A 22,816-nucleotide genomic window follows, 5' to 3' on the forward strand; every position below is an offset into this window, starting at 1 on the left:
GCATAATCATGTGCATAAAATCACAAAAAAATAAATTTGGATTAGCTGCTTTGTACGCATCTTTGTAATCATTTCTCATGAATTTTAAAAAGAGCTTAAAGGAATAAGATGCATAAAACAGAAAGTGACAATCATTCAAAGCAAAATAATCAGCTTATTCTCGATTTTATAAAATACACCAACCAACCTGTTCTCTTAACCGGAAAAGCCGGAACCGGAAAAACTACTTTATTAAGAGAAATTAAAGAAACAACAAAGAAAAATTTCGCCGTAGTTGCGCCTACTGCTGTTGCAGCCATTAACGCTGGCGGTGTAACTATCCATTCTTTTTTTCAGATGCCATTTGGCCCTATAATTCCAGTTACCGGTGAACAGCAGTTTAAAGAATTAAAATATGCTGAAGAAAAAACCAAGGTATTGAAATGTCTTGAATTACTCATTATTGATGAAATCAGTATGGTTAGGGCTGATATGCTCGATTTTATTGATCAATCATTAAAAAAGGTAAAAGGAACGCATTTACCTTTCGGTGGCGTGCAGGTATTAATGATTGGCGATTTGTATCAACTTTCGCCAATTGCCCACGATGCATGGCATATCTTAAAAGAATACTATTTAAGTCCTTATTTTTTTGATAGCCAGATTTTAAAATCAATTTCATTAATCACCTTCGAGCTTAAGAAAGTTTATCGCCAGTCTGATCCTTTATTTCTTGATATTCTTAACAGGATTAGAGAGAACACCCTTACGCCTGAACTGTTAGAAAAATTAAACACTCATTTTGACCCGGGCTTAAATGAGGTTTGGAAAGATGAATACATTACCTTAACCACTCACAACAACCTGGTTACTCAAATTAATCAGGATTGCCTTGCAAAATTAGAAGGCGAACTTTATTCTTTTAATGCTAAAATAACCGGAGATTTTCCAAAAGATGCTTATCCTGTTGATGAAGTTTTGCAACTGAAAGTTGGCGCCCAAGTTATGTTCATTAAAAATGACTCATCAGGAAAAAAGCAATATTACAATGGTAAAGCAGCAAAAATTGTTGCCATAGCAAATGATCGCATCAGCGTTCAATTTATTGATGATTCTTCACATTTTGAAGTAGAGCGTGAAGAATGGCAAAACCTTAAATACAATCTTGATCAGGAAGAAAATAAAATTGAAGAAGTAAATACCGGCTCTTTTTCTCAATATCCATTTAAACTTGCCTGGGCAATTACCATTCATAAAAGTCAGGGCCTGACATTTGAAAAGGCCATTATCGACATTAGTTCATCCTTTACCCACGGGCAGGCTTATGTTGCATTGAGCAGGTGCAAAAGTTTGGCTGGATTAATATTGAAATCTCCTGTAAAAATGGAGAATATCATAACCGATCAACGCATTATTGGCTTCACGGCAAATGCGGTAAGCCAAACACCTACAGCAAAAAACCTTGATCATTATATCAAAAAATACACATGGGATTTAATTGATGATTTATTTGATTTCAGTTCCTTAAAAGAAAACTGGATTAGCATTAGCAGTGCAAAATTTAGGGCCTTTGATGAAAATGCTGCTTTTAAAACCCTGCTTGATCATACATCAGTTATCCTGGATAAAGAATTGATTAATGTTGCCGCAAAATTCAGAAGTCAGGAAGTTGCCAAAATTTCAATCGAAGCAAATTTATCAGATGAAAAATTATTTCTAGATCGATTAAGTAAAGCCGCTGCTTATTTCACACCAAAAATCAATCATGTTATTTCTGAGATGTCAAAGTTTACGGCCTTAAAGCTATTGGCAGATGAAAACGCTGAAAAAACTTTGAATACATTAATTTCATGTATGAATACCCTTAATGTGAAATTATCATTGTTCAATTTTTCCTGGGAGGGTTTTTCGATAGCGAATTATACCAGAACAGTTTTAGAGGCTGGTAATAAATACGATGTGGCACCAAAAAAGACCTTTACAAGTAAAATAGAACTTCCGAAAGAAATTACCAATCAAAAACTTTATCAGAATTTAGTTGAATGGCGCAGTCAATTAAGTAAAAAACGAAACGTTCCCGAACATACAATTCTCTCTGATGTAGCATTACTGAACATTGCTTCGAAGCCACCAAAATCAACCGATCAACTGGCTGCAATTAGAGGCGTGGGGATAGGAAATGCAGTAGATTTAGGGAACGAGCTATTGAAAATTGTAAATACTTATATGGGTGCAAGTACCCTTTTTTAACTATTTAAAGATAAGGAAATAACAAATTGTCAATGCCATTCCTAGCAGCATAAAACCAATTCGGGCCAGCCAGTTATTTAATATGTTTTTGCCTTGTTCTGTTATATTTTGTTCAAGAGATTTAAGGAGTTTTTCTTGTTTAACAACTTTATCTTTAAGATCTAAATTCTCATTTTTAAGATCAAAAATGCTTTTTCCGGTATCTTCTTCTAATTTATTTAATGCATAACGCCTTTTAAAACCGCCCTCATTAATAAACATATCCACACCTGCTTGTTTGCCAACCATTGCCGGTAATGGTACACCATCAACCTGCCCAACAAGAATTACCAGGTTCATCTGAACCAAAAGGTCAAGATAATCAGCCGCTAAACTTCCATTTCCTCTAAATATTTTAAGCACCCGATCAGACTTAATGTAAATTTCTTCGTCAAATTCATTAAGGATATTGTCCAAAAGCTCACATTTAGCTGGAGTTAAACTTATGGATAGATTTTTCATTTAGAGAACATAAAATTATTAAGCAATAAAGCAAAAATATATTTAACCTAAAAGTTTTTATCGGTAAAATAACAGATCTAAGACCAAATGGATTATAAAAATATTATTGCAATCTACCTAAAAAGTTAATTTTCAGGCAAAACTTAATCCAGTTGAACGATGTTTTAACTCATAAAAAGCAGTTATGAAAAACCCAGATCAAGAACCAAAAGAAAACGATGAAATTGAAAATATCGAGCAATTTCAAATGCAACGTTCGGGAGGAAATGCCGCTGAAGGCCATCCTTCAAATGAAGATAATGATGATGAAGGTTATACGGAAGATGAAATACCTTTTGCTGATGGAGAAGGCACTCAACTCGACCAACTGATTGATGAGGAGGAACAGGATGATGAAGATTAAAATAAAAAGAGCGTTCAATCACTTGAGCGCTCTCTCATTAAATGTTTAATCTAAATGGTCACGTTGATTTAATTCTGATGTATCCAACTTGACATTTCCTGTTATCAATAACTCTCTTTCTATTTAACATTTGACATGGCCGTAATCTGGGCCAGATGGGTTTTAAATTTTGGTAAATATTTAAGCGAGTATCTTTTTACTGCAGCATCAGAAGATTTCGAGCCAGCTTCAAAAAGTGCAACAATGTTTCTATGATCTTCAATACTCATTGCAATATAGGCTTCATCAAATTCATTCCCTTTTAGATCGGTAAGCTTATTTACCGAATTTAAAACATCAGCATCCTGAAGCATTTTGAAGCCCTGGAACATGACACCTTTTACCTGTCCCGAGTTTCCGGCTTCCCCTTGATTTTGATTTCTTGATGTATCTTGTAAATTATTGGGAGATGAATCAATTCTACCATCAGGTCTTTGTCCGCCCTGTGGTTTACTGGTTGGCAATGTAATATTCCTGGCTTTTGCCAACGTTAAAAGTTCTTCTTTCGCTGCTGCATGGTCATCCAGAATCCTTTTTGCAAATGTTTTAATTTTCCGGTCGCTGGAGTTTTCCACTGCAATACCACTCATTTGTGTTTCTTTCATTCCATAACGCATGGCCTGCGTCATAAAAACTTCGGGTGGTAAAATATTTTGTAATGGGGCAAATACAGGGTGCTTCAATTTGATTATTGGCTCCTCCGCTGCAATTAAACCGTTTCCCATTGATAATGCTATTAGCAATACAAATGCCGATTTGATATTTTTCATAATCCTGATAAGTGAGTGTACCTAAATCAACCCCTAAAACCATTAAAAAGTTTGCAAAAAGTGAGTTTTCGTTTTAAAACCAAATTAAAAAGTTAATAACTCAGGCAATGTGAATAATTAACTTAAACATCTGAAAATTAAATGGGTTAAGCTTATATTACTAAACATAAGCTTATGAAAAAGTGCATATATGTTGTAGAAGATAATCCAAACATCAGAGAGATTATCGAATTTTTGTTAACAGAGGAATTATATGATGTTAAGGCTTGCCGAAACACCAGTGATTTTTGGAAACAAATGCAACAAAACATCCCGGATATGGTTATTTTAGACATTATGTTGCCTGATGGAAATGGAATTGACATTTGTACTCAACTTAAGCAAAATGCGAAAACGCATAATATTCCGGTCATGATGATGTCGGCTAATAATCATTTGAACGCTGTTAAATCAAAATGCACCGCAGAAGATTTTATTAATAAACCTTTTGATTTGAATGATTTTGCGCGTAGGGTGGAAAGATATGTGCCAAATTAGCATTGCCGATGCTGATTTAATTATTTGCGTACACGCATATCAAATGTTCCTAATGGAACAAACAGGGGATTTTAAAACTGGCGAAGTTCGGCCAAACTATGCCCCTTGAAACTTCGCAAGTTGAGGTTACCGACTTACGAAGTTTAATTGGGTGGAGCGCAAGGGAAACTTCGTCAGTCTGATCATATCAATAATCGTCAATGGCGAGGAGGAACGACGAAGCAATCTGTTTTGCCATGTGATTACAGAAAATTCCTTCATTCCAATTCACAGTCCTTTCCTCAATTCGCAATAAGGTGGTTTTAAAACTGGCGAAGTTCTGCCAAACCATGCCCCTTGAAACTTCGCAAGTTGAGGCTACCGACTTACGAAGTTTAGTTGGGTGGCGCAAGGAAAACTTCGTCAGTCTGATCATATCAATAATCGTCAATTGCGAGGAGGAACGACGAAGCAATCTGTTTTGCTACGTTCCTCATTACAAAAAAATTGCTTCATTCCAATTCACAGTCCTTTCCTCAATTCGCAATAAGGTGGTTTTAAAACTGGCGAAGTTCTGCCAAACCATGCCCCCTGAACCTTCGCAAGTTGAGGCTACCGACTTACGAAGTTTAGTTGGGTGGAGCGCAAGGAAAACTTCGTAAGTCTGATCATGATTACAAAAACCGTTTAAGAACGCCGTTCAGTTGCCATAAAGAAAATATAAACCAGATAGCTAAAATGTTCTTAAATGTCTTAGGTGGTTCATCTTGTGAACCGCCACCTGTAAGAAATTAATTCCTTACCCACAGCTTCATTTTAGCCGTTTACCACCTCACCACCATTTACATGAATAACCTGACCTGTAATAAAAGAAGCATCTTCAGATGCCAGAAAGACATATGCAGGTCCAAGCTCCGAAGGTTGTCCTGCTCTTTCCATCGCTGTTTCTGAACCAAATGATTTAATTTTTTTCTCATCAAATGTGGATACAATTAAAGGCGTCCACACTGGTCCTGGCGCTACTGCATTTACTCTTATCCCCGATTTAGCTAAATTGGTAGCTAATGAACGGGTAAATGAAGTTATAGCGCCTTTTGTTGAAGAATAATCGATCAAATTTGGCGAGGAACGATATGCAGTTACAGATGTGGTGTTAATAATACAATCGCCAGCTTGAAAATGTTCCAATGCCTCATGCGCAAAATAAAAATATCCGAAAATGTTTGTTCTAAAGGTATCTTCCAATTGTTTATCATCAATTTTTTTTGGATCCTTTTGAGGAACCTGAATACCTGCATTGTTTACCAGAATATTAATTTTTCCGAATTCTTTGATGACTTGTTCAACTGCTTTTTTAGCAAAAGCAGGTTTCTTAACATCTCCCTTAATAAGCAGGCAGGTCCTTCCCTCTTCCGTTATCATTTTCCTGGTGTCTTTGGCATCTTCTTCTTCATCAAAATATACAATGGCGATTTGTGCACCTTCTCTGGCGAAATGAACTGCTGCCGATCTCCCTATTCCGCTATCGCCTCCAGTAATCAGGGCCACTTTATCCATTAATTTCCCTGAACCTTTGTAACTTTCTTTAATCACTTCAGGAGCAGGATTCATTTTGGCTTCTATGCCTGGCTGCTTATTTTGTTTAGCCGGGGTTTTCTGTGTTTTCATCCGTTTAAATTTTTAATTCGTCCATCGTTTTAATGGTATTAATGAGCTCGTAAACTTGGTTGTTTTGATTTGTGATGAATCCATCAAATCAGTATTGATTACTTTACTAACTGAATAACATCAAAAACTATTCAAAGTTTTATTCATAAAAGTTATGCTATGAACAGGTATTGTTTTTACATTTCGATAAACATCCTTGATATAAATCTGTTAAAGTATTTATGAAGATATTTGTACTGCTTTTATTCCCGGTTCTATTTTGCCTCAAAACATCAGCACAATACAGTGATAGTACAAACTACCATCTCCGGCTTTCTTCGACAGGATCAATTAACCGAACAAATGACCAACGTGCTTATTTGCTGAACAACAGTTTAAATTTTGGAATGAAAAAAGAAACTTTCGTTTTAAATTCAGCTACAACCTGGCTTTATGGAAAGCAAAATAAAAACCTGAGTAACAACGATTTTTCGAGCACACTGAATTTTAATTTATACAAAACCTTTCCTCATTTTTATTATTGGGGATTGCTTAACTACAATACGAGTTATTCATTAAAACTTAGAAATCAATTACTGGCTGGTGGTGGCATTGCTTATAGCTTTCTTGATGAAACAAATGCGTATATTAATCTGAGTAATGGGGTTCTTTTCGATCAAAGCAGCCTGGTTATTGGAGAAAGTTATCATACTTTCCGAAATTCTTTGAGGTTACAGTTCCATTTTGCTGTAAAGGAAATTTTAACCATCGATGGAAGTCATTTTCTGCAAAATTCTTTCTCCAGACGAGGAGATTACATCATTCGGTCATCAACAACGGTAGGTTTAAAACTTCGAAAATGGATCAGCTTAACCACTGCCTTAAATTATAACCGGCTGAACATTACTGAAAGAGAAAATCTAAACTTAACTTATGGTTTAAGTTTGGATAAATATTTTTGAAATGGTTTATTATCATCAATTAACCTCAACAAAAGTGAACATCCCATTTTTCAGGATTATTCCAGTTTTCTCCTTTGAAACTACCAATAGGTGCTTTTATTTTGATTGTATTCCAACCTTTTTTTAGTTTTAGAATGCTTGGTTGCGTGAATCATAACCTTCATTGGCCAGTGGTATTTCAATATTACCTTTTTGCCCGGCATGCAGCCACATTGGTAGCTGAACCAAAGTTTCATTTACCCATATGTACTCAGATCACCCCTAATGCCAAAGTTTATTATCGATGGATCATTAAAAATCGCTGACCATTCTGCCCCGTCGGTAATGCTATCGCCAATGAAAATAGTTTGAGCTTTGGTTTTAGGAAGTGTTTCAAAGTGGCTTACCTTTTGCCAACAATAAGTTGGGAAATCATTTTGCGAATAGGTTGGCAAAATATTTTGCGCATAACTACCTATAAATGAGCAAAACAACATAGCAATTAGTAAAAAATGGTTGAACAATTTCATTCTCTGATTTGCTTAGTCTAAATCCTGTAGTAATTGTGCGCAGTACCATTCCTGCCGTGGCAAGTGAAAAGGTCCTTTAAACAAATTTCCTTTGGCAGTTTGTGCAATGGTGCCATCACGATGCAGGTAGCCAAACCACTCCCCATTTCTGGTATCATGAAATTTGCTATAAGCATAATCGTGAATCATTTTATGCCAACGGGCGTATTTCTCATCTCCAGTTAATTTATAGGCCAGTAATGTTGCTATGATAGTTTCATTTTGAGGCCACCAGAATTTCATATCCTGCCAGTATTCCTGTACGGGTTTATGGTAAACATCTCTGAAATAAAGGATGCCGCCGTATTCTTTGTCCCAGCCACGCTCCCACATATAATCCAGCATCTTACAGCCCAATGCTATTAACGCTGGATCGTGATTACGGTATTTTGCCTCATGAAGGATAAACCAGGCACCTTCAATGGCATGGCCCGGATTTAAGGTTCTTCCATCAATATGATCTATTATAGAGCCATCAGGGGCAACCTGCTCCATTACGCATTTAATGTCATCCTTAACAAAGTCGTTTTTTATTTCTGCTATCCATTTTGAAATCCATTCATCGCATCTTTCATCGCCAATTGTTTCTCTCAGCTGTTGAGCAGTGTTCATCATAATCATTGGCACACCAATGCCTTTTGATGGCCGTATGCCTGTAAATTTTGCGGGCAGTAATCCTGGCGTAGTAGAATATTCAATACATTTTCCAAATAAATATCTGGCTGTATCGGCTGCTTTTTTATCACCACTGGCTTTTGCATAAGCTGCATTGGCAATTACGGCAAAGGTTTCAGAAAAATAATAGCGACGTTTCCTGATCGGTTTTCCATCTCGGGTTACATGAAAAAACATCTGGCCATCCGTATCAAAACAATATTGATTCAAGAAGTCAATGCCCGATTTTGCACCTTCTAACCATTCTTTTTTCTGTTCAATGGTATTGTAAAGTGTAGATAGTAACCATGCTGCACGGCCCTGAATCCAAACCGCTTTATCGTCATCTATTAAACTTCCATCCTGATCACGCATTAATAAATAACCACCATAAGTTTTATCAATCGATTTTGGAAACCAAAATGGAACGGTGTTGTTCAATAATTGATTTTTATAAAATGCTGAAAGTTTTTGCAGCTCTGCAGTGGTATAACTCATATCTTTTATTTTATTGCAATGGAAAATGTGGAAGCAGGCAATCCACTCCCGTTAACTAAATTGGCTCTTGTAAAGGGTTGCCAGGCATATAATATTTTTTTGATGATCTGCCCATCCGGGATATTTAAATACACTTTTTGCTTATAAATTATTCCCCGAGCTTCTATTCTTTCGCCTTGTAGATTGACCATTTCAAAACCAGTTAATGCTTTGTTATCACTTGTTTTTAAATCTTTATCGTGCGAAAAAGAAATCATCAGCTGATGGCCTTCTTTTTTAACTGAAAGCGGTACAGGACCCGAAAATTCGTTTTTTTTACCATAGGTTTTATGGAGTGCAATAAGCGCTAATCTGTTTCCTATAGGCTTTTTATTTACCGGATGCACATTTAACGAATCACCCAGATCATAACTAACAGCCATTCCCAAATTTGGAAGAATATACTGCAAATCGTTTTGAATGCTTCGAAAATTCGGCCATTCTGCCCTATTTATGCCAGATAGCTGAACATAATAAAATGGAAATGAATTATGCCATTTTTGTCGCCAGCTGTTTATTAGTGTTAGAAATGAATGTTGGTATTGCTCAGGGTTTTGGGCATTGCTTTCTCCCTGATACCAGATTACACCTTTTATAGGGAAATCGATCAATTTCGCAATACCAGCTTCATAATTGTAAGCCGGCCCATAGGGATGACGCTGTTTTGGATTTGCTGCATTTTTTAAATTAACATCAGCTCTTTTTCTAACCCATTCCTGTACAAAATCAGATTGCCGCCAGTTGTTAAGGAAATTGATGAGATTATCATCATGTTCAATGGTTGCCCTGTCAATCCATGCTTCAACGATACTTCCCCCAACAGCCATTTGAATCAGTCCAATAGGAACATGTTCTTCGTCTTGAATTTTTTTGCCGAAATAATAACCGACAGCAGAAAAATCAGCAAGGTTTTCGGCCGTTGCATTTTGCCATTTGCCATCGAAATATTGCAACTGGTTAATTTTGTTCAAAGTTGTGCTATCCCATGGTACATCATTGGTTTCTGCCAGAAGATTGTATTTCAAAATTCTTAATAAAGGATTTTCTTCGAGGCTTTTTAAATCTACTGCTCCGGTTGATGTCGATTTTAATGGAAAGACCATATTGGATTGACCCGAACACAGCCAAACATCGCCGATTAAAATATCTTTTAAAACAACACTTTCATTTCCATCATTAACTATTAGTTCGAGAGGGCCACCATGGGTACGTGCAGGAAATTGAACTTGCCATTTTCCCTCATCATTGGTTTTAGCTGTAAGTTGGTTTTGCCCAAATGAAACTCGAATGATTTTACCGGCATTGGCTGTTCCCGAGATTACAATAGGCTTATTGCGCTGCAAAACCATGTGATCGGCAAATATTTCAGAAAGTTTGAGCTTTCCATAATTCCCGGTAATCCGTTTATAAATGGTTTGGGCAATGATAACAGCGCCATCCTGATCTGGATGGAGGCTATCAACAAACAAATCTGGCCTGTTGCAGAGTGGTAAATTTAAATCAATCAGACTAACTCCGTTTGCAACTGAAATTTCCGGAATAAGCTTTTGGATTTGCCAATACCAATCTCTGGTGCCTGATTTAAATCGCGGATGGTCACTGAAAATCGGTGTCAGTTTACAGATATAGATTTTAATTTTTGGATTATTTTTTTTGAAACTGTCTATCAGCCATGCATAATCTGCTTCAAAATCGTCCCTGTAATTTGGCCAATTTCTGGGATCGGTATCGTTCAAGCCCAAATCAATAATAGCGATATCGGGTGTAAAATTTAATGCTTCTGAAAATGCTTTGGTTTTGTAATAAGGATTATGTCCGTTCTTTAACAACGTAGCACCACTAAATCCAAAGTTTCGAACTACATATTTTTCTCCCAGCAAATTTTGCAACACCGATGGGTAAGATTGTGATGGATTTGTTAAACCATAGCCAAAGGTTACTGAATTGCCAATACAAGCTATTTTTAGCGGTTGGGCAGCACTAAAAAGTGATATTAATAATCCAACCGCCAGTAGAATAACCTTTGAAAGTGCTTTTTTATCTGATAACATCTTTAACCGGAATACTTACAAAAAACAAATCCCGAACACCTTCGTAAATTAAACCGATGGTATTCTCATCAATTAATGTGAGTGCAGAATAGCCAAAAGATGAGCGTTCATCAATTAACAATTCATGGCTCTCCATCCATGTTTCGCCTAAATCCAAACTGGCTTTAATGGTCAGGTTTTTTCTATCCTTTGTAGAATTCACATTGCTAAAGAATAGCACATCTTTTAAAACTCCTTTAACCCGTACCTTCGCTTTTATTAAACTTGCCATACAAACCGGATCGGCCAAAGTATTTGCAGAGGTTGAATGTGTAACCCAGGTTTGCCCAAAATCAGTAGTGGTAGAAATGCTTCTGAATTTCCCCCTATTATCACGCATGTTCAACATGAGTGTGCCTGGCGTTGTTTCAACTACTGCACTTTCTGTGGTATTGCTTTTGGCACCTATGCCACTATTCCAGCTTTTTCCATGATCTTTGCTGTAAATGATTGTAGCGTGTGGCATTTTATTTTCATCCCAATATTGTGCAGGAAAAACAAGCGTTCCATCTTTCATAACTGACCCTGTACCAGGCCCATTGAAAAAAAGATTCCACTTGGGGTTTTTAACCTGACTGGTAATACTTACTGGTTCTGACCAGGTATTGCCATCATCCTTGCTGTGAACAATCACCAATTGACCTGTTTCATCAGGCAATAACCCTGGCTTTGAACCTGCTATTGAACGATTTCCTTTACTCCAAAGTGCCACAACCCAAATCGTTTTGGTTACAGGATCATATAAAACAGCAGGATCGCCAACACCATTATTGTCATGTGGTGCACCCATATCCATAATGATTTTCATTGGCTCCCAGGTTTTACCCTTGTCAATACTTCTGCTCATGCCCACATCAATGTTTGCAGGCAGGTCTTTCGAGTGATCATACCTGATATCATAAACTGAAATTAAAGCTCCTGATTGAGTGGTAGCAATGCCAGGAATACGAAAAGTGTTAATCTGATCGGTTCCGTGTTTTCTAACTACACTTCCTGTTTTGAAAACATAATTATTTTCAGGAACTGAGATTTTTTTTCTTAATAAGGTTAGTTGTTTAATTGAAATGCCAATATGGAGATCAATTGCAGTATTGGGCTTTAGTATGATATTTAACCAGAGATAATGATTCCCTGCGTTTAACCGGCTTGACAACGGAACACTGAAATGTCGATTTTTGATCGAAACCGAGCCAATCATTTTATTTGCAGAAAAACGCTGTAAACTATCGGTATCATAAACTTCAATGTTTTGAATATGATTGATGCTTTTTTTATCTAATGAACCAGTTAACGAAACACCTGTTAAATTTTCATTGCTTTTTACAAGTAAACGAATAACAGGGTTTGTTAATTCGTTATTAAAAATGGGCTGCCTGATTTGATTAATTTCAATATCCGGCTGAGCGATTTGCTGCCCAAAAGAGATATTGAAGCTAATGATAAAGGCTATATAAAGGATGATATTTTTCATTTGGTTAAATTTGTTTTTTCAGTAGTTTTTATTTTTTCCAATTGTCTTCATTCAACCATTTAAGCGGTTTAATGGTAATTGGTAATGAGGCCATCAGATTTTTCATGTGTTATAAATTATTAATATTTCGTCCACTGTTTTCAATGGTATCAATAAGCTCGTAAACTCGGTTTGCTTTTTTGTTCAAGAACTCTCAAACCTGGTTATTCATTCCACTGTGCAGGTCGAAAAATCATAATGATTTTTTTTTTATTTTAAATCAGGTCTCTTCAAAATCATTGAATTTTGGACGTAAAAAATACAGCTGAACCGTTAGAGCGATGAATACGATTACCGAAAGCATGGCGAAATCTCTTCCCAAACTACCTGAATCGGTAGATTTACCGAGCAAATCGGTAATAAAGGCCCCGGCAAAAACGCCCGTCATATTCATTATACCATAAGCCGTCGCGCGGTATTTTGAAGAAACAAACTGGCAAAGTATGGGCATATTATTCGCATCGAACATTCCATAACCAAAACCGAAACAAAAGGCTGCTCCAATAATGTTAAATAAAGAATGACCAAAGCCAATCAGTAATAATGACGGAATGGTTAATCCCAAACCGATGGCACTGGTATAAATGCGGCCCTTAATGTTTTTTTGCACCCACCTATCTGATAAAATGCCGCCAAAAATTACTCCTAAAAAGGAAGAGGCGGCGATAGTTATGGTAGAAATCGGACCTGCCTGCGCCATATCAATCCCTAAATTATCGGCAAAAAGTGTTGGCAACCAGTTTTTTGTGGCCCAACCCGGCAAACTTGGAATGGCAAAATACATCAGTATGATCCAAAATGAAATATTACTGAACAAAAGTGCCAAACCTTTAAAAAGAGAGGGCTTTAACTGAATCATTTTCTCTTCAATAATTTCCACGTTCTTTTTTTCCCTTAAAAAAAACACCAGAATGAGCGCATAAGCAATTCCAATAAAGCCAAAGGAATGAAAAGTAACCTGCCAGGAGAATTTTGAGGCTATTGTAGCACCAAATCCACCAAGTGCCTGTCCCATATAAAGGCCTGTCATGTGAATCCCAACAGCAATAGATCGCGTTTTGGAAGTATGATAATCGGCGATTAATGATAGTCCGGCTGGAATGTAGAGTGCTTCACTAACGCCCATTAATGCCCTGAGCCAGTAGATCTGATTAAACGTAGTGGCGTAACCCATTAAAAAAGTAACGAGCGACCATACCATTAAACTTCCAACGATCAACCATTTCCTGTTTAATTTATCGGCAATGATTCCTGCAACCGGGCTCATAAAGCCATAGATCCAAAGAAATATTGCCATGAGATATCCAAAATTAGTTGCCGATTTTAATTCGACAATGTCGATTTGCATTGCGGGCTTCATGGTGGATAGCATCTGCCGATCCATATAATTTAGCAAAGCCACAACCCATAGCAAAGCCACTACAACCCAGGCATATCTCTTAGTTTCTCTCATTGATTGAATTTTAATTTTCCTCTCAAAATGGATGGTGTTCTAACACCAGCTTTAATTTCGCCACCGGGTATAAAAACCAGGTCATTTGATATTACTGCATTTACTGTAACTGTTCCATAAGGCATCTTATCTTTCAATGTTGACCATTGATCTGTTAACAAATTGTATTTCAATACTTTTTGATTAAAACCTGGATGATTAGACTGAATTTCAATTTTACGTTGGTTCAAAATTTCTTTTTTTGCCGGATCTTTCTCTTTGTTAATATTGATAATCAATTCCTCTGTTTTATGAAATGTTTCTCCTTTATCACCACTAAAAATGAGGATATCATGTCCCTTTACCACACCAGAGGCTGCAGACAGCGGATAGGAAAGCGATTTTTTTTCATCCCAGGTATTTTTTTTGATATCATAAGCGTATACTCCGCTAAATAATGTACTAATCTGGCCCGGTATCTTGCTTCTTCCACCAATAAGAAATATTTGATCAACCTGTGCAGCTCCGAGTATAACAGCATGTGAACAAGGATGTATTAAGTTTGGCAACTTTTTCCACCCCATGTATAATCGTTTCAAGTCGAGGGATAGAAATTGTTCGCTCACTCCTGAGTCTGTTTCGCCACCACCAAGATAAAGCGTTTGATCAACGATTGTGATCGCCGCATTGGTAACCGCAAATGGAAGATCTGGTAAAAAATCAATTCCCAGAATTTCATCAGCTTTACTCCATTTCAATAACAGAACTTTTTTGCTCAAGCCGTTTTCATTGTCGCCACCGGCAATAACTATACCCTGTGGCGTACTGCAAACAGCAGCATAGGCTAAGTTAAATGGTAGTTTGTACCTGATTCTTGATACCTGAAAAGATGTGTTTGAGTTTATATCCTGATAAACAAAAATATCATCATAATATTTTTTTGTACCGCCTAACCAAGGCATTTCCTCTGGAAAATTTGTTCCTCCGGCAACAATGAGCACGCCATTGTGCATACCCGATATTGCCCCGGCTAAACCAATGGGTTTTATTTGTTTTACTGATGGAGGGATTTGTGCAGGAATACCCCACTCAATTTGACTGATGGATTTTTCCTGTCCCATTAATGCTGGTGTTATTGTTAAAGTAAGCAAGAAAGTAAGGTATATGATTTTCATTAAACTATTTGGAATTAGGTTAAGACAATATCGCAAGATTTCGGTTATGCTTGCGATATTTAAACCTTAAAAGAATCTCTTAATTCTGCTGACGATTTAAATGCTTGAAAGTTCAGATTTTCCACATCAGTTTTAAACTGATCAAATTTAGATTTATCCATGTTTTTTACCGGTAACCTGAATTCGCCACAATCTATTCCAACCATTTTCATATAAGCTTTGCCTGTTGCAATTCCTCCATATTTACCCAGCAATCGTATAAAATCAATTGATTTTTGTTGGAGTTTGACTGCCGCATTTAAATTGTTTTTTTCAAAGGCTTCAATTAACTGGTGGTATAAAGGAGCAATGTAATTAAAAGTACTTCCTACAGCACCTTTGGTACCCAAAACCAGAGCCGAAAGCATGTTTTCATCTCTTCCCCAAAGCATATCATACCTGCCATTTTCAAAGTTCATGCAGGATAAAAAGTCCATAAAATCTTCATGCGTATATTTGATTCCAACAAAATTTGGAATGTTGTTTACCGCAGTTAAAAGATCAATCATTGCAATATCAGCTCCTGTTAGCACTGGAATATGATAATAATAAAAGGGCATATCAGGAACTTCAGCCGCAATTTCAGCACACATTTTGGCAAGAACACTGGCATTAGCTGGCTTAAAATATGATGGCGCAGTAAATGATACAGCATATAAACCAATTTCAGAAGCGTGTTTGGCCATAACTTTGCAATCTTCCAGGCAGGTTCCTCCAAGTAAAGTCATCACTTTAAAATCCTGATCATGTGCTGTTGCTTTTGCCCAAGCAGAGGCAACATCCATCTTTTCTTCTCTGGTCATGGAAACTCCTTCTCCGGTTGAACCGCAGATGAATGCACCTATAACTCCGTTTGCTTTTAGAAACTGATAATATTCTGGTATAATAGATAAATTTAATTTTCCTGTTTGATCAAATGGCGTAAATGGAGCGGCAATTAACCCCTGTAGATGTTCGTATTTCATTTATAATTATTAAAATGACTAAATATATATAGCTTGTAAGTAGTATTATTTTAATATTGAGTGCGATTAGCACTCAATATTAATTTTAGTGGCTTAGGTTCCTTTATAGCCAGGATTTTGATCTCCTTTTAAGGTTTCATCCTGATTTAGTGTTGCCAAATCAATAGGCCATAAAATCTTATGATTTTGTCCTGTAATATTATCTAACACACCAACCAAAGGCAAATCTTTGCGGAAAACAAGTGGATTTCCTGATGCATCCTGCATTCTGAGTAAATCGTACCAGCGCTTGCCCTCTCCAACAAATTCCTTGGTTCTTTCTGTGAATATGGCCAATTCATTTTGCTCAAAAGTTCCGTTAACAAAAGCTGGTGCAACACTTGGCGCATAGGCTCGGTTACGAATGGTCATGATTTCGGCTGCCAGACTTTGGCCTTGTTTATTTTTTACTTCCGCAAGCATTAAATATGCATCAGCAACACGATATACTGGAAAATCATCAGAGAAGTTACGTGCCCCCTCTACAACCACGCCTGGAAACTTGCGAAGATTTGTGGCCCGGATGGTTCCTTTATTGAAATTTAAAAAGGTAGCATTTGCCCGTTTATCATCAGCATCAAACAAATCGTAAAGCTCTATTTTATATTCATAACGAATGATGGTGCCACCACCATTCACTTGCAATGGATCAGCTGGAATTGCAACACCTTTATCATCAACATAACCACTCAATGGATCTGTAATGGCATAAATGAACTGAGCATAACTGTTGGTTGCTTCGCCAAATTGATTTCTCATGGCAAATATGATTTCACTGTTTCCTTTACTCGCGGCAATGCTTGCCGATTTAAATACATTTCCAAAATCGGTCAATAATGTATATTTAGGAATTACATCTTCCAGTGCTGTTCTTGCAATGGCTAAATCTGCTACAGTTGTTGTTGATGCTACACCATCTATTTTAACCTTTGCCGACCATAAGTATATTTCAGCCCTTAACATTTGGGTGGCACCTAACGACCACTGTGCTTTTTGAAATTTGGTGGTGTAATTACCTCCAAAACTTGACACGGATTTATCAACATCAGCTTTAATAAAATCAAGTGTTTCTTTCTCTGTTTTGGCCCGTGGCAAGTACATTTCCTGAGCAGATTTTGGATTTTTAAGCAACAGGGTTGGTTCCATAGCCAATGGCACACGTCCAAAAGTGCGAAACAAATGGAAATAATAAAATGCCCTTATTCCATAAGCCTGGCCTAAATAGTAGGCTTTATCAGCAGCTGAAAGATAATTGGCCTGTTCCACCTGATAGATGAAATTATTAACATCAAAAATAGGGCGATAAAATCCAGACCAACCCGAGATTCCAGGACTTGATTCGCGAATATCCTGATTGATGATGCTGGCAGAATTCAAGGAAGCCGTTCCGGTAAAACTGGTTCCTGTTCTTAAAGTTCCTCCACGCAACTCCCCAAGATTGAATATTGTAAATTGGAAACCTCTTAGTTGATTATGAAGGCCAACCATCCCTCCTTCTACCTGAGCTGGATTTTTCCAGAAACTCTCACTGGCGAAATAATCTTCAGGCGCCAATTGTAACTTTTTACAGGCACTAAACGTAGTGCTCAATATGATTGCGGCAAAGCCTATTAATATCTTTTTCATTGCAGTTTGATTATAAAATAAATTGAAGACCAAAAGTTATGATTCTCGGTAGCGGATAACCTCCTGTTCCGGCACCAGCGGTACCAATACTGCTACTTTCTGGTGAATAAAGGGTTGATTCACTGAAATAAGCTAAATTTTGCCCGCTTACAGATAAATTAATTCCTTCACTTTTTAATTTATTAGTCCATTTGGCAGGCAGCCTGTATGTTAAATTAATTTCCCTTAGCGATAAATAATCTCCCTTATGGTAGAACATGCTCGACTCGCGGAAGGTATTGTTTTTGTACAATTGATCGGCCCAGTAATAAGTTGGAAACTTAGCATTGGGATTACTCGGTGTCCAGGTATCAAAAACCTCAGATATGGTATTGAATGTACCTTGCGCATTACTCGCAAACCATGTTCTCGGTCCATCATATGCCACAAAGCCTAAAGCATAGTCAAAGCGAACACTTAAGTTAATTCCTTTCCAGCTTGCGTTTGCACCAAAACCTCCTGTAAAGCGTGGTACTGTGCGCCCCATATAAACACGGTCAAAGCTGTTAATCACATTATCGCCATTCACATCGGTCCACATCACGTCTCCCAATGCAATTGGAAAATGCAGGTTTTTATCGGCGGCGCTCATCGCATTATAAACATTAGGATGAACAAGTCTTCTTGCACCAATCAGATCAACAAAACCTGATGAAGCATAAGCATCCAGATCGGCCTGAGTTCTGATAATCCCTTTGGCTTGATAAGCATAGGCAATATTCGGGTCTTGTCCCTCTTGCAATCCACCAACCCAAATCAATTGTTTGCTATTAGGGTCATAAACCTGAAAACCGCCTTGTCTGTTGTTCTCCAATCCATTCTCCGGAAGTTTTAAAATCTTATTGGCGTTATAGGCCATTATGAAATTAAAGTTGACGTTCCAATCTTTGTTCCTCAAAACATTATAATTCAGGTCGATCTCCACACCCTGGTTTTGCATGTCGCCATTATTAGTAGTAATTGAGGTAATGCCCGCACTGATTGGAAAAGTTAATGATGCGATTTTGTCACTTGTTGTTCTGTGATAGTAAGCTACCGACAGATCGATTTTGTTCAGTAAACGGGTTTCTAACCCAACCTCTTTGGAAATTAAACTTTCCCAACGTAAATTGGGGTTCGGAATATTACCAAGTAAATAACCAATGCTACTGTTATATTTGTTGGAGCTATATGAGCCTTGCAAAGTATATGCACCAATAAAATCATCGCTTACATTACCAATAGCACCATAACTCGCTCTTAATTTCAAATTGTTTACTACATCGGTTAGTGATTTAAAGAAATCCTCTTTATGTAAATTCCAACCCACTGAGAGTCCTGGGAAATTACCCCAACGATTGTTCAGTAATCTGGAATAACCATCCCGACGTAAGGTTGCGGTTAACAGGTATTTTTCATCATAATCATAATTTACACGACTTAAGAATGATAAAATACGCTGACGTGTATGATAGGTATCGGTAACCCTTCTATCCTTGTCTGAATTTGTTAGTATTAAATCAGAAAAATCATCTGTAGGTGCGCCGCTTCCCGAAGCCGACAAACCTTGTGAATAAACGTCAAAGTATTCAGAACCTGCCATTGCATCAATGTGGTGTTTAGAAGCTATGGTAGCCTTGTAGTTAACTACTCCATTATAAGTTTGACTCAGGGCTTTATCAAATGACGCTGATGAAGAACGGGTTCTATTGTAATTTCCAGGGCTTGACAAGAAATCCCTGTTAAAAGATTCATAATTACCATTGTTAAAGAAGTAGTTCCCACTAACACTTAATGATAGGTTTTTCAAGAAATCCACTTTAAAGGATTGGGTTAAAGTGAATTTATCAGTGTTGTTTTTTCTAATGAACTTATCATCATTAACCGCAGGGTTGCCATCCAGATAATCTCTTCCAACCAACAAATCTCCGTTCTCATTTGTACCCCGCATTGTTGGAGGGGCACCAAGTGCACGGGTAAGGTAATTACCTTCCGAATTGATGGCGTCACGCCATTTTGCATTGGCAAAATTTAAACCCGAGCTGGATGTTAACCAAGGCTTGATTTTATAATCTCCGTTGAAAACGAAGGTCAGACGTTTATAAAACGTGTTAATTGGCATTCCTTTCTCATCGTAACTGCCTAAACCTGCATAATATTTACCCTTTTCATTACCACCAGTCATCGATACATTGTAATCCTGGGTTAAACTGTAATCTCTTAATGCGTAATCTGAGTAATTAAAATCTTTAAAGATGATTTCTCTATTAATCCCATTTGGATCGTAAGCGCCTGCCGCATTCGTTTTTAGGGGATCGATCATCACTTTCCAGCCTTTTGATAATAACTCCTCATTGACCGCACTTCTGAACATTGGACTCCAAACCGCCGATGCATTTAAATTTCCATCAAGAACATTTCCCGCAGCATCTTTATATAAGTTGCCCGTACCAAATGGACCAGTTGTATTTAGCTGAGTTAAACGACTAGGCTCGTACATTCCTGAGGTTTCTATCGCTTTTCTTGACCAGTATATATATTGTTCAGCATCCAGAAAATCAAAAGGGATGTTCAACTTATTAATACCTACTTTAGATTTGATGGAAATATTTGAAACACCTGCCTTACCTTTTTTAGTTGTGATCAAAACCACACCATTAGCCGCTCTGGCACCATAAATAGCAGTGGCAGAAGCATCTTTCAAAACCTCGATTGATTCAATATCATCCTGATTAATGTCACTAAACCCAGATCTTAAAAAGCCATCAACCATTACCAATGGTGAACCGCCACCCGTGTAACTGGTTCCCCCACGTAAAATAACGCTAGGTACCGCACCCGGACGACCAGAGGTTTGTTGAACCCTTAAACCTGAGATTGTTCCGGCCAGGGCCGATGCCGGATTAGCACGAATACCCGATTCCAAAACCTTAGTATCAAGTTTTGAAACTGAACCTGTCAGTTTTGATTTTTGGATAGTACCATAACCTAAAACAACAACTTCATCCAGATTTTTATTATCTTCTTCTAAACTCACATTGATGCTTGAGCTACTGCCCACAGCAATTTCTTTGGTTAGGTAACCTGTAAAGGTAAAAACCAGCACGTCTCCCTGTTTTGCACTGATCCGGTATCGCCCGTCATTATCAGAAGAAACCCCGGTTTTGGTTCCCTTTATAAAGATGCTTGCACTTGGAATGCCACTTCCAGAAACATCAGTGATTTTACCGGATATAATACCCGGTTGTGCGATGGCTGCTAGTGTAGTTAAGCAAACAGCCATACTAAGCAGCAAATGCTTAGCAAATGTTTGGTAAATTTCTTTCATAATTTGGTTACAGTTTAAATTATTATGTCATACATAATAACACTAAGTACAGAATTATTTTATAGTTTTGCAAATAAAAAATCAATTTTATGTGGATAATTTTTGGAACATATCCTATATATTTGCTTTTAAATGGTGTTAAGCCACATTTATCATTAAAAATAAATTATACATAATAATGGACGCGCTTACAAATTTTAAACAGGTAGATACCAGTTCTTTAGTAGATCGGGTTGAAGATAACCTTGTACAACTTTTACAAGAAAGAAAGCTTAAAGTTGGCGATAGTATTCCAACAGAACTGGAATTGTGCAGCAGTTTAGGCGTGAGTAGAACCGTTGTGAGAGAAGCGCTGTTAAGGTTGAGGCTAATGGGCTTAATCGAATCAAAAAAGAAAAAAGGCGCTGTCATCACCTCTCCAGATATATTTGGGGTTTTGAGTAAAAGCATGAATCCACACATTCTTGATCAGGATACGCTTAGAGAAATATTTGAAATAAGGCTGGTATTGGAAATTGGGATGGCTGACTTTTTATTTCAACGAATTACCATAAAAGATATCGAAGAACTTAAGAAAATCGTAAACAACGAACCAGATGCATCACAAGATCATATTTTTAATATTGAACATGAAATTGCTTTTCATGGGAAATTATATGATATCACAGGGAATGAAACTTTAAGGAAATTTCAAAATATGTTATTGCCCATATTTGATTATGTGCATAACAGCGGCTTGCTTAAAAAGCAAATTAGCCTGCATAAGTATGTTTCACACAAAGGTCTTGTTGATATATTGGAAAACGGATCTCCTGAACTCTTTCGCAATGCAATGAGAAATCACCTAGAAAATCACTTTAGCAGATTATTTTCTTAATTAGCAGATATTCACAAATCCAATTTCAAAGATTCTTTACTCAATGGGTACCGATGATGGAGAAGATTTTCCATTGATGCACATAACATGGCGTAAAAATCCTGAGTGGCTATTTGATCAAAAATTTGCAAATGACTAACGCAACCTTCTTTTTGATGCTTGGCGATAAATGATGCAATAAACATCACAGCTTCCCAAACCCCGTCCATTAAGAAAAAGTTAAACGCAGTTAAAATGGTATTCCATTCAGTATAAAGTGGGCGGAGCAAAAACTGTCTTGATACCGGTAACATGTTCTTTTTGAAATGTTCATAGTCATCCATGCAAGCATCAGTAACCATCAATTCAGCATTTGAAGGATAGTTTGATTTTTCCTTGTTAACTTTTTCTTTTCCATTGGTATAAATTGTAGCCGCACATACCGATGATATGTTAATTAAAGCCAAATGATCATAAATTTTTGGATGCATGGTTTTCCTGGAATCCCGAATTAATTTTAAGCCTACTATTCCAGCTTTACCATTTGGTTTGGCATTCAGGTCGATATACGATAATTCAAATTCCTGCTGAAAATTCAAGGCCATCACATAATGAGCGGCCTCGGTTATAAAGAAACGCAAATCAGAAAGTACAACAGGGCGATCTTCCTGAAAGGATAAAATAGAGAGTTGCAAGGGTAATTAAAATGTTCGGTTCCTATAATCTTCGAATACTAAATCAGTATTCTTTGAGTTGTAAACTTAATGGTTTGTGCTTAAGCGACAAAGCAACATACATATATCTGCTTGTTAAAACGCGTTACTGGCTGTATTTCAGCGGCTAAAAATATTCACATTTCAGCCGTTGAAAATGTTGAAAATTTATAAATTTTATAACCTTTTGATAAACAGACAAAAGCCATTTAAATATGA

At 37.1% G+C, this 22,816-nt stretch carries 18 protein-coding genes; 5 read left to right on the plus strand and 13 right to left on the minus strand.

Annotation, left to right across the window (positions count from 1 at the left end; genetic code table 11):
- Nucleotides 1-108 precede the first annotated feature (108 nt).
- The gene (locus tag DU508_RS02845) at nucleotides 109-2,229 is read left to right on the plus strand and encodes an HRDC domain-containing protein (RefSeq protein ID WP_115401328.1); all 2,121 of its coding nucleotides are present in this window, start codon (nucleotides 109-111) and stop codon (nucleotides 2,227-2,229) included.
- Here the strand turns inward: DU508_RS02845 and DU508_RS02850 are convergent, their stop codons facing one another.
- On the minus strand, nucleotides 2,230-2,730 hold the full coding sequence (locus tag DU508_RS02850; RefSeq protein ID WP_115401329.1) for a hypothetical protein: 501 nt from the start codon (nucleotides 2,728-2,730) through the stop codon (nucleotides 2,230-2,232). It abuts the gene before it with no gap.
- Between the two features lie 184 nt (nucleotides 2,731-2,914).
- On the opposite strand from DU508_RS02850, the gene DU508_RS02855 reads away from it, so the two are divergent.
- The gene (locus tag DU508_RS02855) at nucleotides 2,915-3,133 is read left to right on the plus strand and encodes a hypothetical protein (protein ID WP_115401330.1); all 219 of its coding nucleotides are present in this window, start codon (nucleotides 2,915-2,917) and stop codon (nucleotides 3,131-3,133) included.
- A 119-nt stretch (nucleotides 3,134-3,252) separates the two neighbouring features.
- On the opposite strand, the gene DU508_RS02860 is transcribed toward DU508_RS02855, so the two are convergent.
- A complete protein-coding gene (locus tag DU508_RS02860; RefSeq protein WP_115401331.1) occupies nucleotides 3,253-3,942 on the minus strand; it encodes a DUF4142 domain-containing protein in 690 nt (229 codons plus the stop codon).
- Between the two features lie 174 nt (nucleotides 3,943-4,116).
- Here DU508_RS02860 and DU508_RS02865 point away from each other — a divergent pair, with 174 nt between their 5' ends.
- Nucleotides 4,117-4,479, plus strand: coding sequence for a response regulator transcription factor (locus DU508_RS02865; protein ID WP_115401332.1), 363 nt, complete (start codon nucleotides 4,117-4,119; stop codon nucleotides 4,477-4,479).
- 795 nt (nucleotides 4,480-5,274) lie between these two features.
- On the opposite strand, the gene DU508_RS02875 is transcribed toward DU508_RS02865, so the two are convergent.
- Nucleotides 5,275-6,126, minus strand: coding sequence for an SDR family oxidoreductase (locus tag DU508_RS02875; protein ID WP_115401334.1), 852 nt, complete (start codon nucleotides 6,124-6,126; stop codon nucleotides 5,275-5,277).
- Between the two features lie 221 nt (nucleotides 6,127-6,347).
- Between DU508_RS02875 and DU508_RS02880 the strand changes: the two genes are divergently transcribed.
- On the plus strand, nucleotides 6,348-7,067 hold the full coding sequence (locus tag DU508_RS02880) for a DUF481 domain-containing protein (protein ID WP_115401335.1): 720 nt from the start codon (nucleotides 6,348-6,350) through the stop codon (nucleotides 7,065-7,067).
- Nucleotides 7,068-7,303: 236 nt separating this feature from the next.
- Here DU508_RS02880 and DU508_RS02885 read toward each other — a convergent pair whose 3' ends face one another.
- The 9 genes from DU508_RS02885 to DU508_RS02925 form a co-directional block, all read right to left on the minus strand.
- A complete protein-coding gene (locus DU508_RS02885) occupies nucleotides 7,304-7,576 on the minus strand; it encodes a hypothetical protein (protein ID WP_115401336.1) in 273 nt (90 codons plus the stop codon).
- A gap of 12 nt (nucleotides 7,577-7,588) precedes the next feature.
- Entirely contained in the window at nucleotides 7,589-8,767 is a 1,179-nt protein-coding gene (locus tag DU508_RS02890) for an AGE family epimerase/isomerase (protein WP_115401337.1), read from the minus strand.
- A 5-nt stretch (nucleotides 8,768-8,772) separates the two neighbouring features.
- Complete coding sequence (locus tag DU508_RS02895) at nucleotides 8,773-10,857, minus strand: GDSL-type esterase/lipase family protein (RefSeq protein WP_115401338.1); 2,085 nt, start codon at nucleotides 10,855-10,857, stop codon at nucleotides 8,773-8,775.
- Complete coding sequence (locus tag DU508_RS02900) at nucleotides 10,844-12,367, minus strand: sialidase family protein (protein ID WP_115401339.1); 1,524 nt, start codon at nucleotides 12,365-12,367, stop codon at nucleotides 10,844-10,846. Before DU508_RS02900 ends, DU508_RS02895 begins: the two co-directional genes overlap by 14 nt.
- Nucleotides 12,368-12,626: 259 nt before the next feature.
- Nucleotides 12,627-13,859, minus strand: a complete 1,233-nt coding sequence (locus DU508_RS02905; protein ID WP_115401340.1) for an MFS transporter — start codon at nucleotides 13,857-13,859, stop codon at nucleotides 12,627-12,629.
- Complete coding sequence (locus DU508_RS02910; RefSeq protein ID WP_115401341.1) at nucleotides 13,856-15,013, minus strand: kelch repeat-containing protein; 1,158 nt, start codon at nucleotides 15,011-15,013, stop codon at nucleotides 13,856-13,858. Before DU508_RS02910 ends, DU508_RS02905 begins: the two co-directional genes overlap by 4 nt.
- A 59-nt stretch (nucleotides 15,014-15,072) precedes the next feature.
- Nucleotides 15,073-16,017, minus strand: a complete 945-nt coding sequence (locus DU508_RS02915; RefSeq protein ID WP_115401342.1) for a dihydrodipicolinate synthase family protein — start codon at nucleotides 16,015-16,017, stop codon at nucleotides 15,073-15,075.
- A 93-nt stretch (nucleotides 16,018-16,110) separates the two neighbouring features.
- Nucleotides 16,111-17,682 carry a RagB/SusD family nutrient uptake outer membrane protein gene (locus DU508_RS02920; protein ID WP_115401343.1) on the minus strand — a complete coding sequence of 524 codons (1,572 nt, stop codon included), beginning with the start codon at nucleotides 17,680-17,682 and terminating at the stop codon, nucleotides 16,111-16,113.
- A gap of 10 nt (nucleotides 17,683-17,692) precedes the next feature.
- The gene (locus tag DU508_RS02925; RefSeq protein ID WP_199562632.1) at nucleotides 17,693-21,028 is read right to left on the minus strand and encodes a SusC/RagA family TonB-linked outer membrane protein; all 3,336 of its coding nucleotides are present in this window, start codon (nucleotides 21,026-21,028) and stop codon (nucleotides 17,693-17,695) included.
- A gap of 178 nt (nucleotides 21,029-21,206) precedes the next feature.
- Here DU508_RS02925 and DU508_RS02930 point away from each other — a divergent pair, with 178 nt between their 5' ends.
- Nucleotides 21,207-21,905, plus strand: a complete 699-nt coding sequence (locus DU508_RS02930) for a FadR/GntR family transcriptional regulator (protein WP_115401344.1) — start codon at nucleotides 21,207-21,209, stop codon at nucleotides 21,903-21,905.
- An 11-nt stretch (nucleotides 21,906-21,916) separates the two neighbouring features.
- Here DU508_RS02930 and DU508_RS02935 read toward each other — a convergent pair whose 3' ends face one another.
- A complete protein-coding gene (locus DU508_RS02935; protein ID WP_147273581.1) occupies nucleotides 21,917-22,579 on the minus strand; it encodes a hypothetical protein in 663 nt (220 codons plus the stop codon).
- Nucleotides 22,580-22,816: the final 237 nt, after the last annotated feature.

Source organism: Pedobacter chinensis (assembly GCF_003339865.1).
GTDB classification, from domain to species: Bacteria; Bacteroidota; Bacteroidia; order Sphingobacteriales; family Sphingobacteriaceae; genus Pedobacter; species Pedobacter chinensis.

Excerpts from the sequence above, each read along its gene's own strand:
- DU508_RS02875 (WP_115401334.1), bottom strand. The coding sequence starts at position 6,126 with ATGAAAACACAGAAAACCCCGGCTAAACAAAATAAGCAGCCAGGCATA.
- DU508_RS02850 (WP_115401329.1), bottom strand. The coding sequence starts at position 2,730 with ATGAAAAATCTATCCATAAGTTTAACTCCAGCTAAATGTGAGCTTTTG.
- DU508_RS02885 (WP_115401336.1), bottom strand. The coding sequence starts at position 7,576 with ATGAAATTGTTCAACCATTTTTTACTAATTGCTATGTTGTTTTGCTCA.
- DU508_RS02895 (WP_115401338.1), bottom strand. The coding sequence starts at position 10,857 with ATGTTATCAGATAAAAAAGCACTTTCAAAGGTTATTCTACTGGCGGTT.
- DU508_RS02905 (WP_115401340.1), bottom strand. The coding sequence starts at position 13,859 with ATGAGAGAAACTAAGAGATATGCCTGGGTTGTAGTGGCTTTGCTATGG.
- DU508_RS02930 (WP_115401344.1), top strand. The coding sequence starts at position 21,207 with ATGGACGCGCTTACAAATTTTAAACAGGTAGATACCAGTTCTTTAGTA.
- DU508_RS02880 (WP_115401335.1), top strand. The coding sequence starts at position 6,348 with ATGAAGATATTTGTACTGCTTTTATTCCCGGTTCTATTTTGCCTCAAA.
- DU508_RS02900 (WP_115401339.1), bottom strand. The coding sequence starts at position 12,367 with ATGAAAAATATCATCCTTTATATAGCCTTTATCATTAGCTTCAATATC.
- DU508_RS02890 (WP_115401337.1), bottom strand. The coding sequence starts at position 8,767 with ATGAGTTATACCACTGCAGAGCTGCAAAAACTTTCAGCATTTTATAAA.
- DU508_RS02910 (WP_115401341.1), bottom strand. The coding sequence starts at position 15,013 with ATGAAAATCATATACCTTACTTTCTTGCTTACTTTAACAATAACACCA.
- DU508_RS02915 (WP_115401342.1), bottom strand. The coding sequence starts at position 16,017 with ATGAAATACGAACATCTACAGGGGTTAATTGCCGCTCCATTTACGCCA.
- DU508_RS02925 (WP_199562632.1), bottom strand. The coding sequence starts at position 21,028 with ATGAAAGAAATTTACCAAACATTTGCTAAGCATTTGCTGCTTAGTATG.
- DU508_RS02865 (WP_115401332.1), top strand. The coding sequence starts at position 4,117 with ATGAAAAAGTGCATATATGTTGTAGAAGATAATCCAAACATCAGAGAG.
- DU508_RS02920 (WP_115401343.1), bottom strand. The coding sequence starts at position 17,682 with ATGAAAAAGATATTAATAGGCTTTGCCGCAATCATATTGAGCACTACG.
- DU508_RS02855 (WP_115401330.1), top strand. The coding sequence starts at position 2,915 with ATGAAAAACCCAGATCAAGAACCAAAAGAAAACGATGAAATTGAAAAT.
- DU508_RS02860 (WP_115401331.1), bottom strand. The coding sequence starts at position 3,942 with ATGAAAAATATCAAATCGGCATTTGTATTGCTAATAGCATTATCAATG.
- DU508_RS02845 (WP_115401328.1), top strand. The coding sequence starts at position 109 with ATGCATAAAACAGAAAGTGACAATCATTCAAAGCAAAATAATCAGCTT.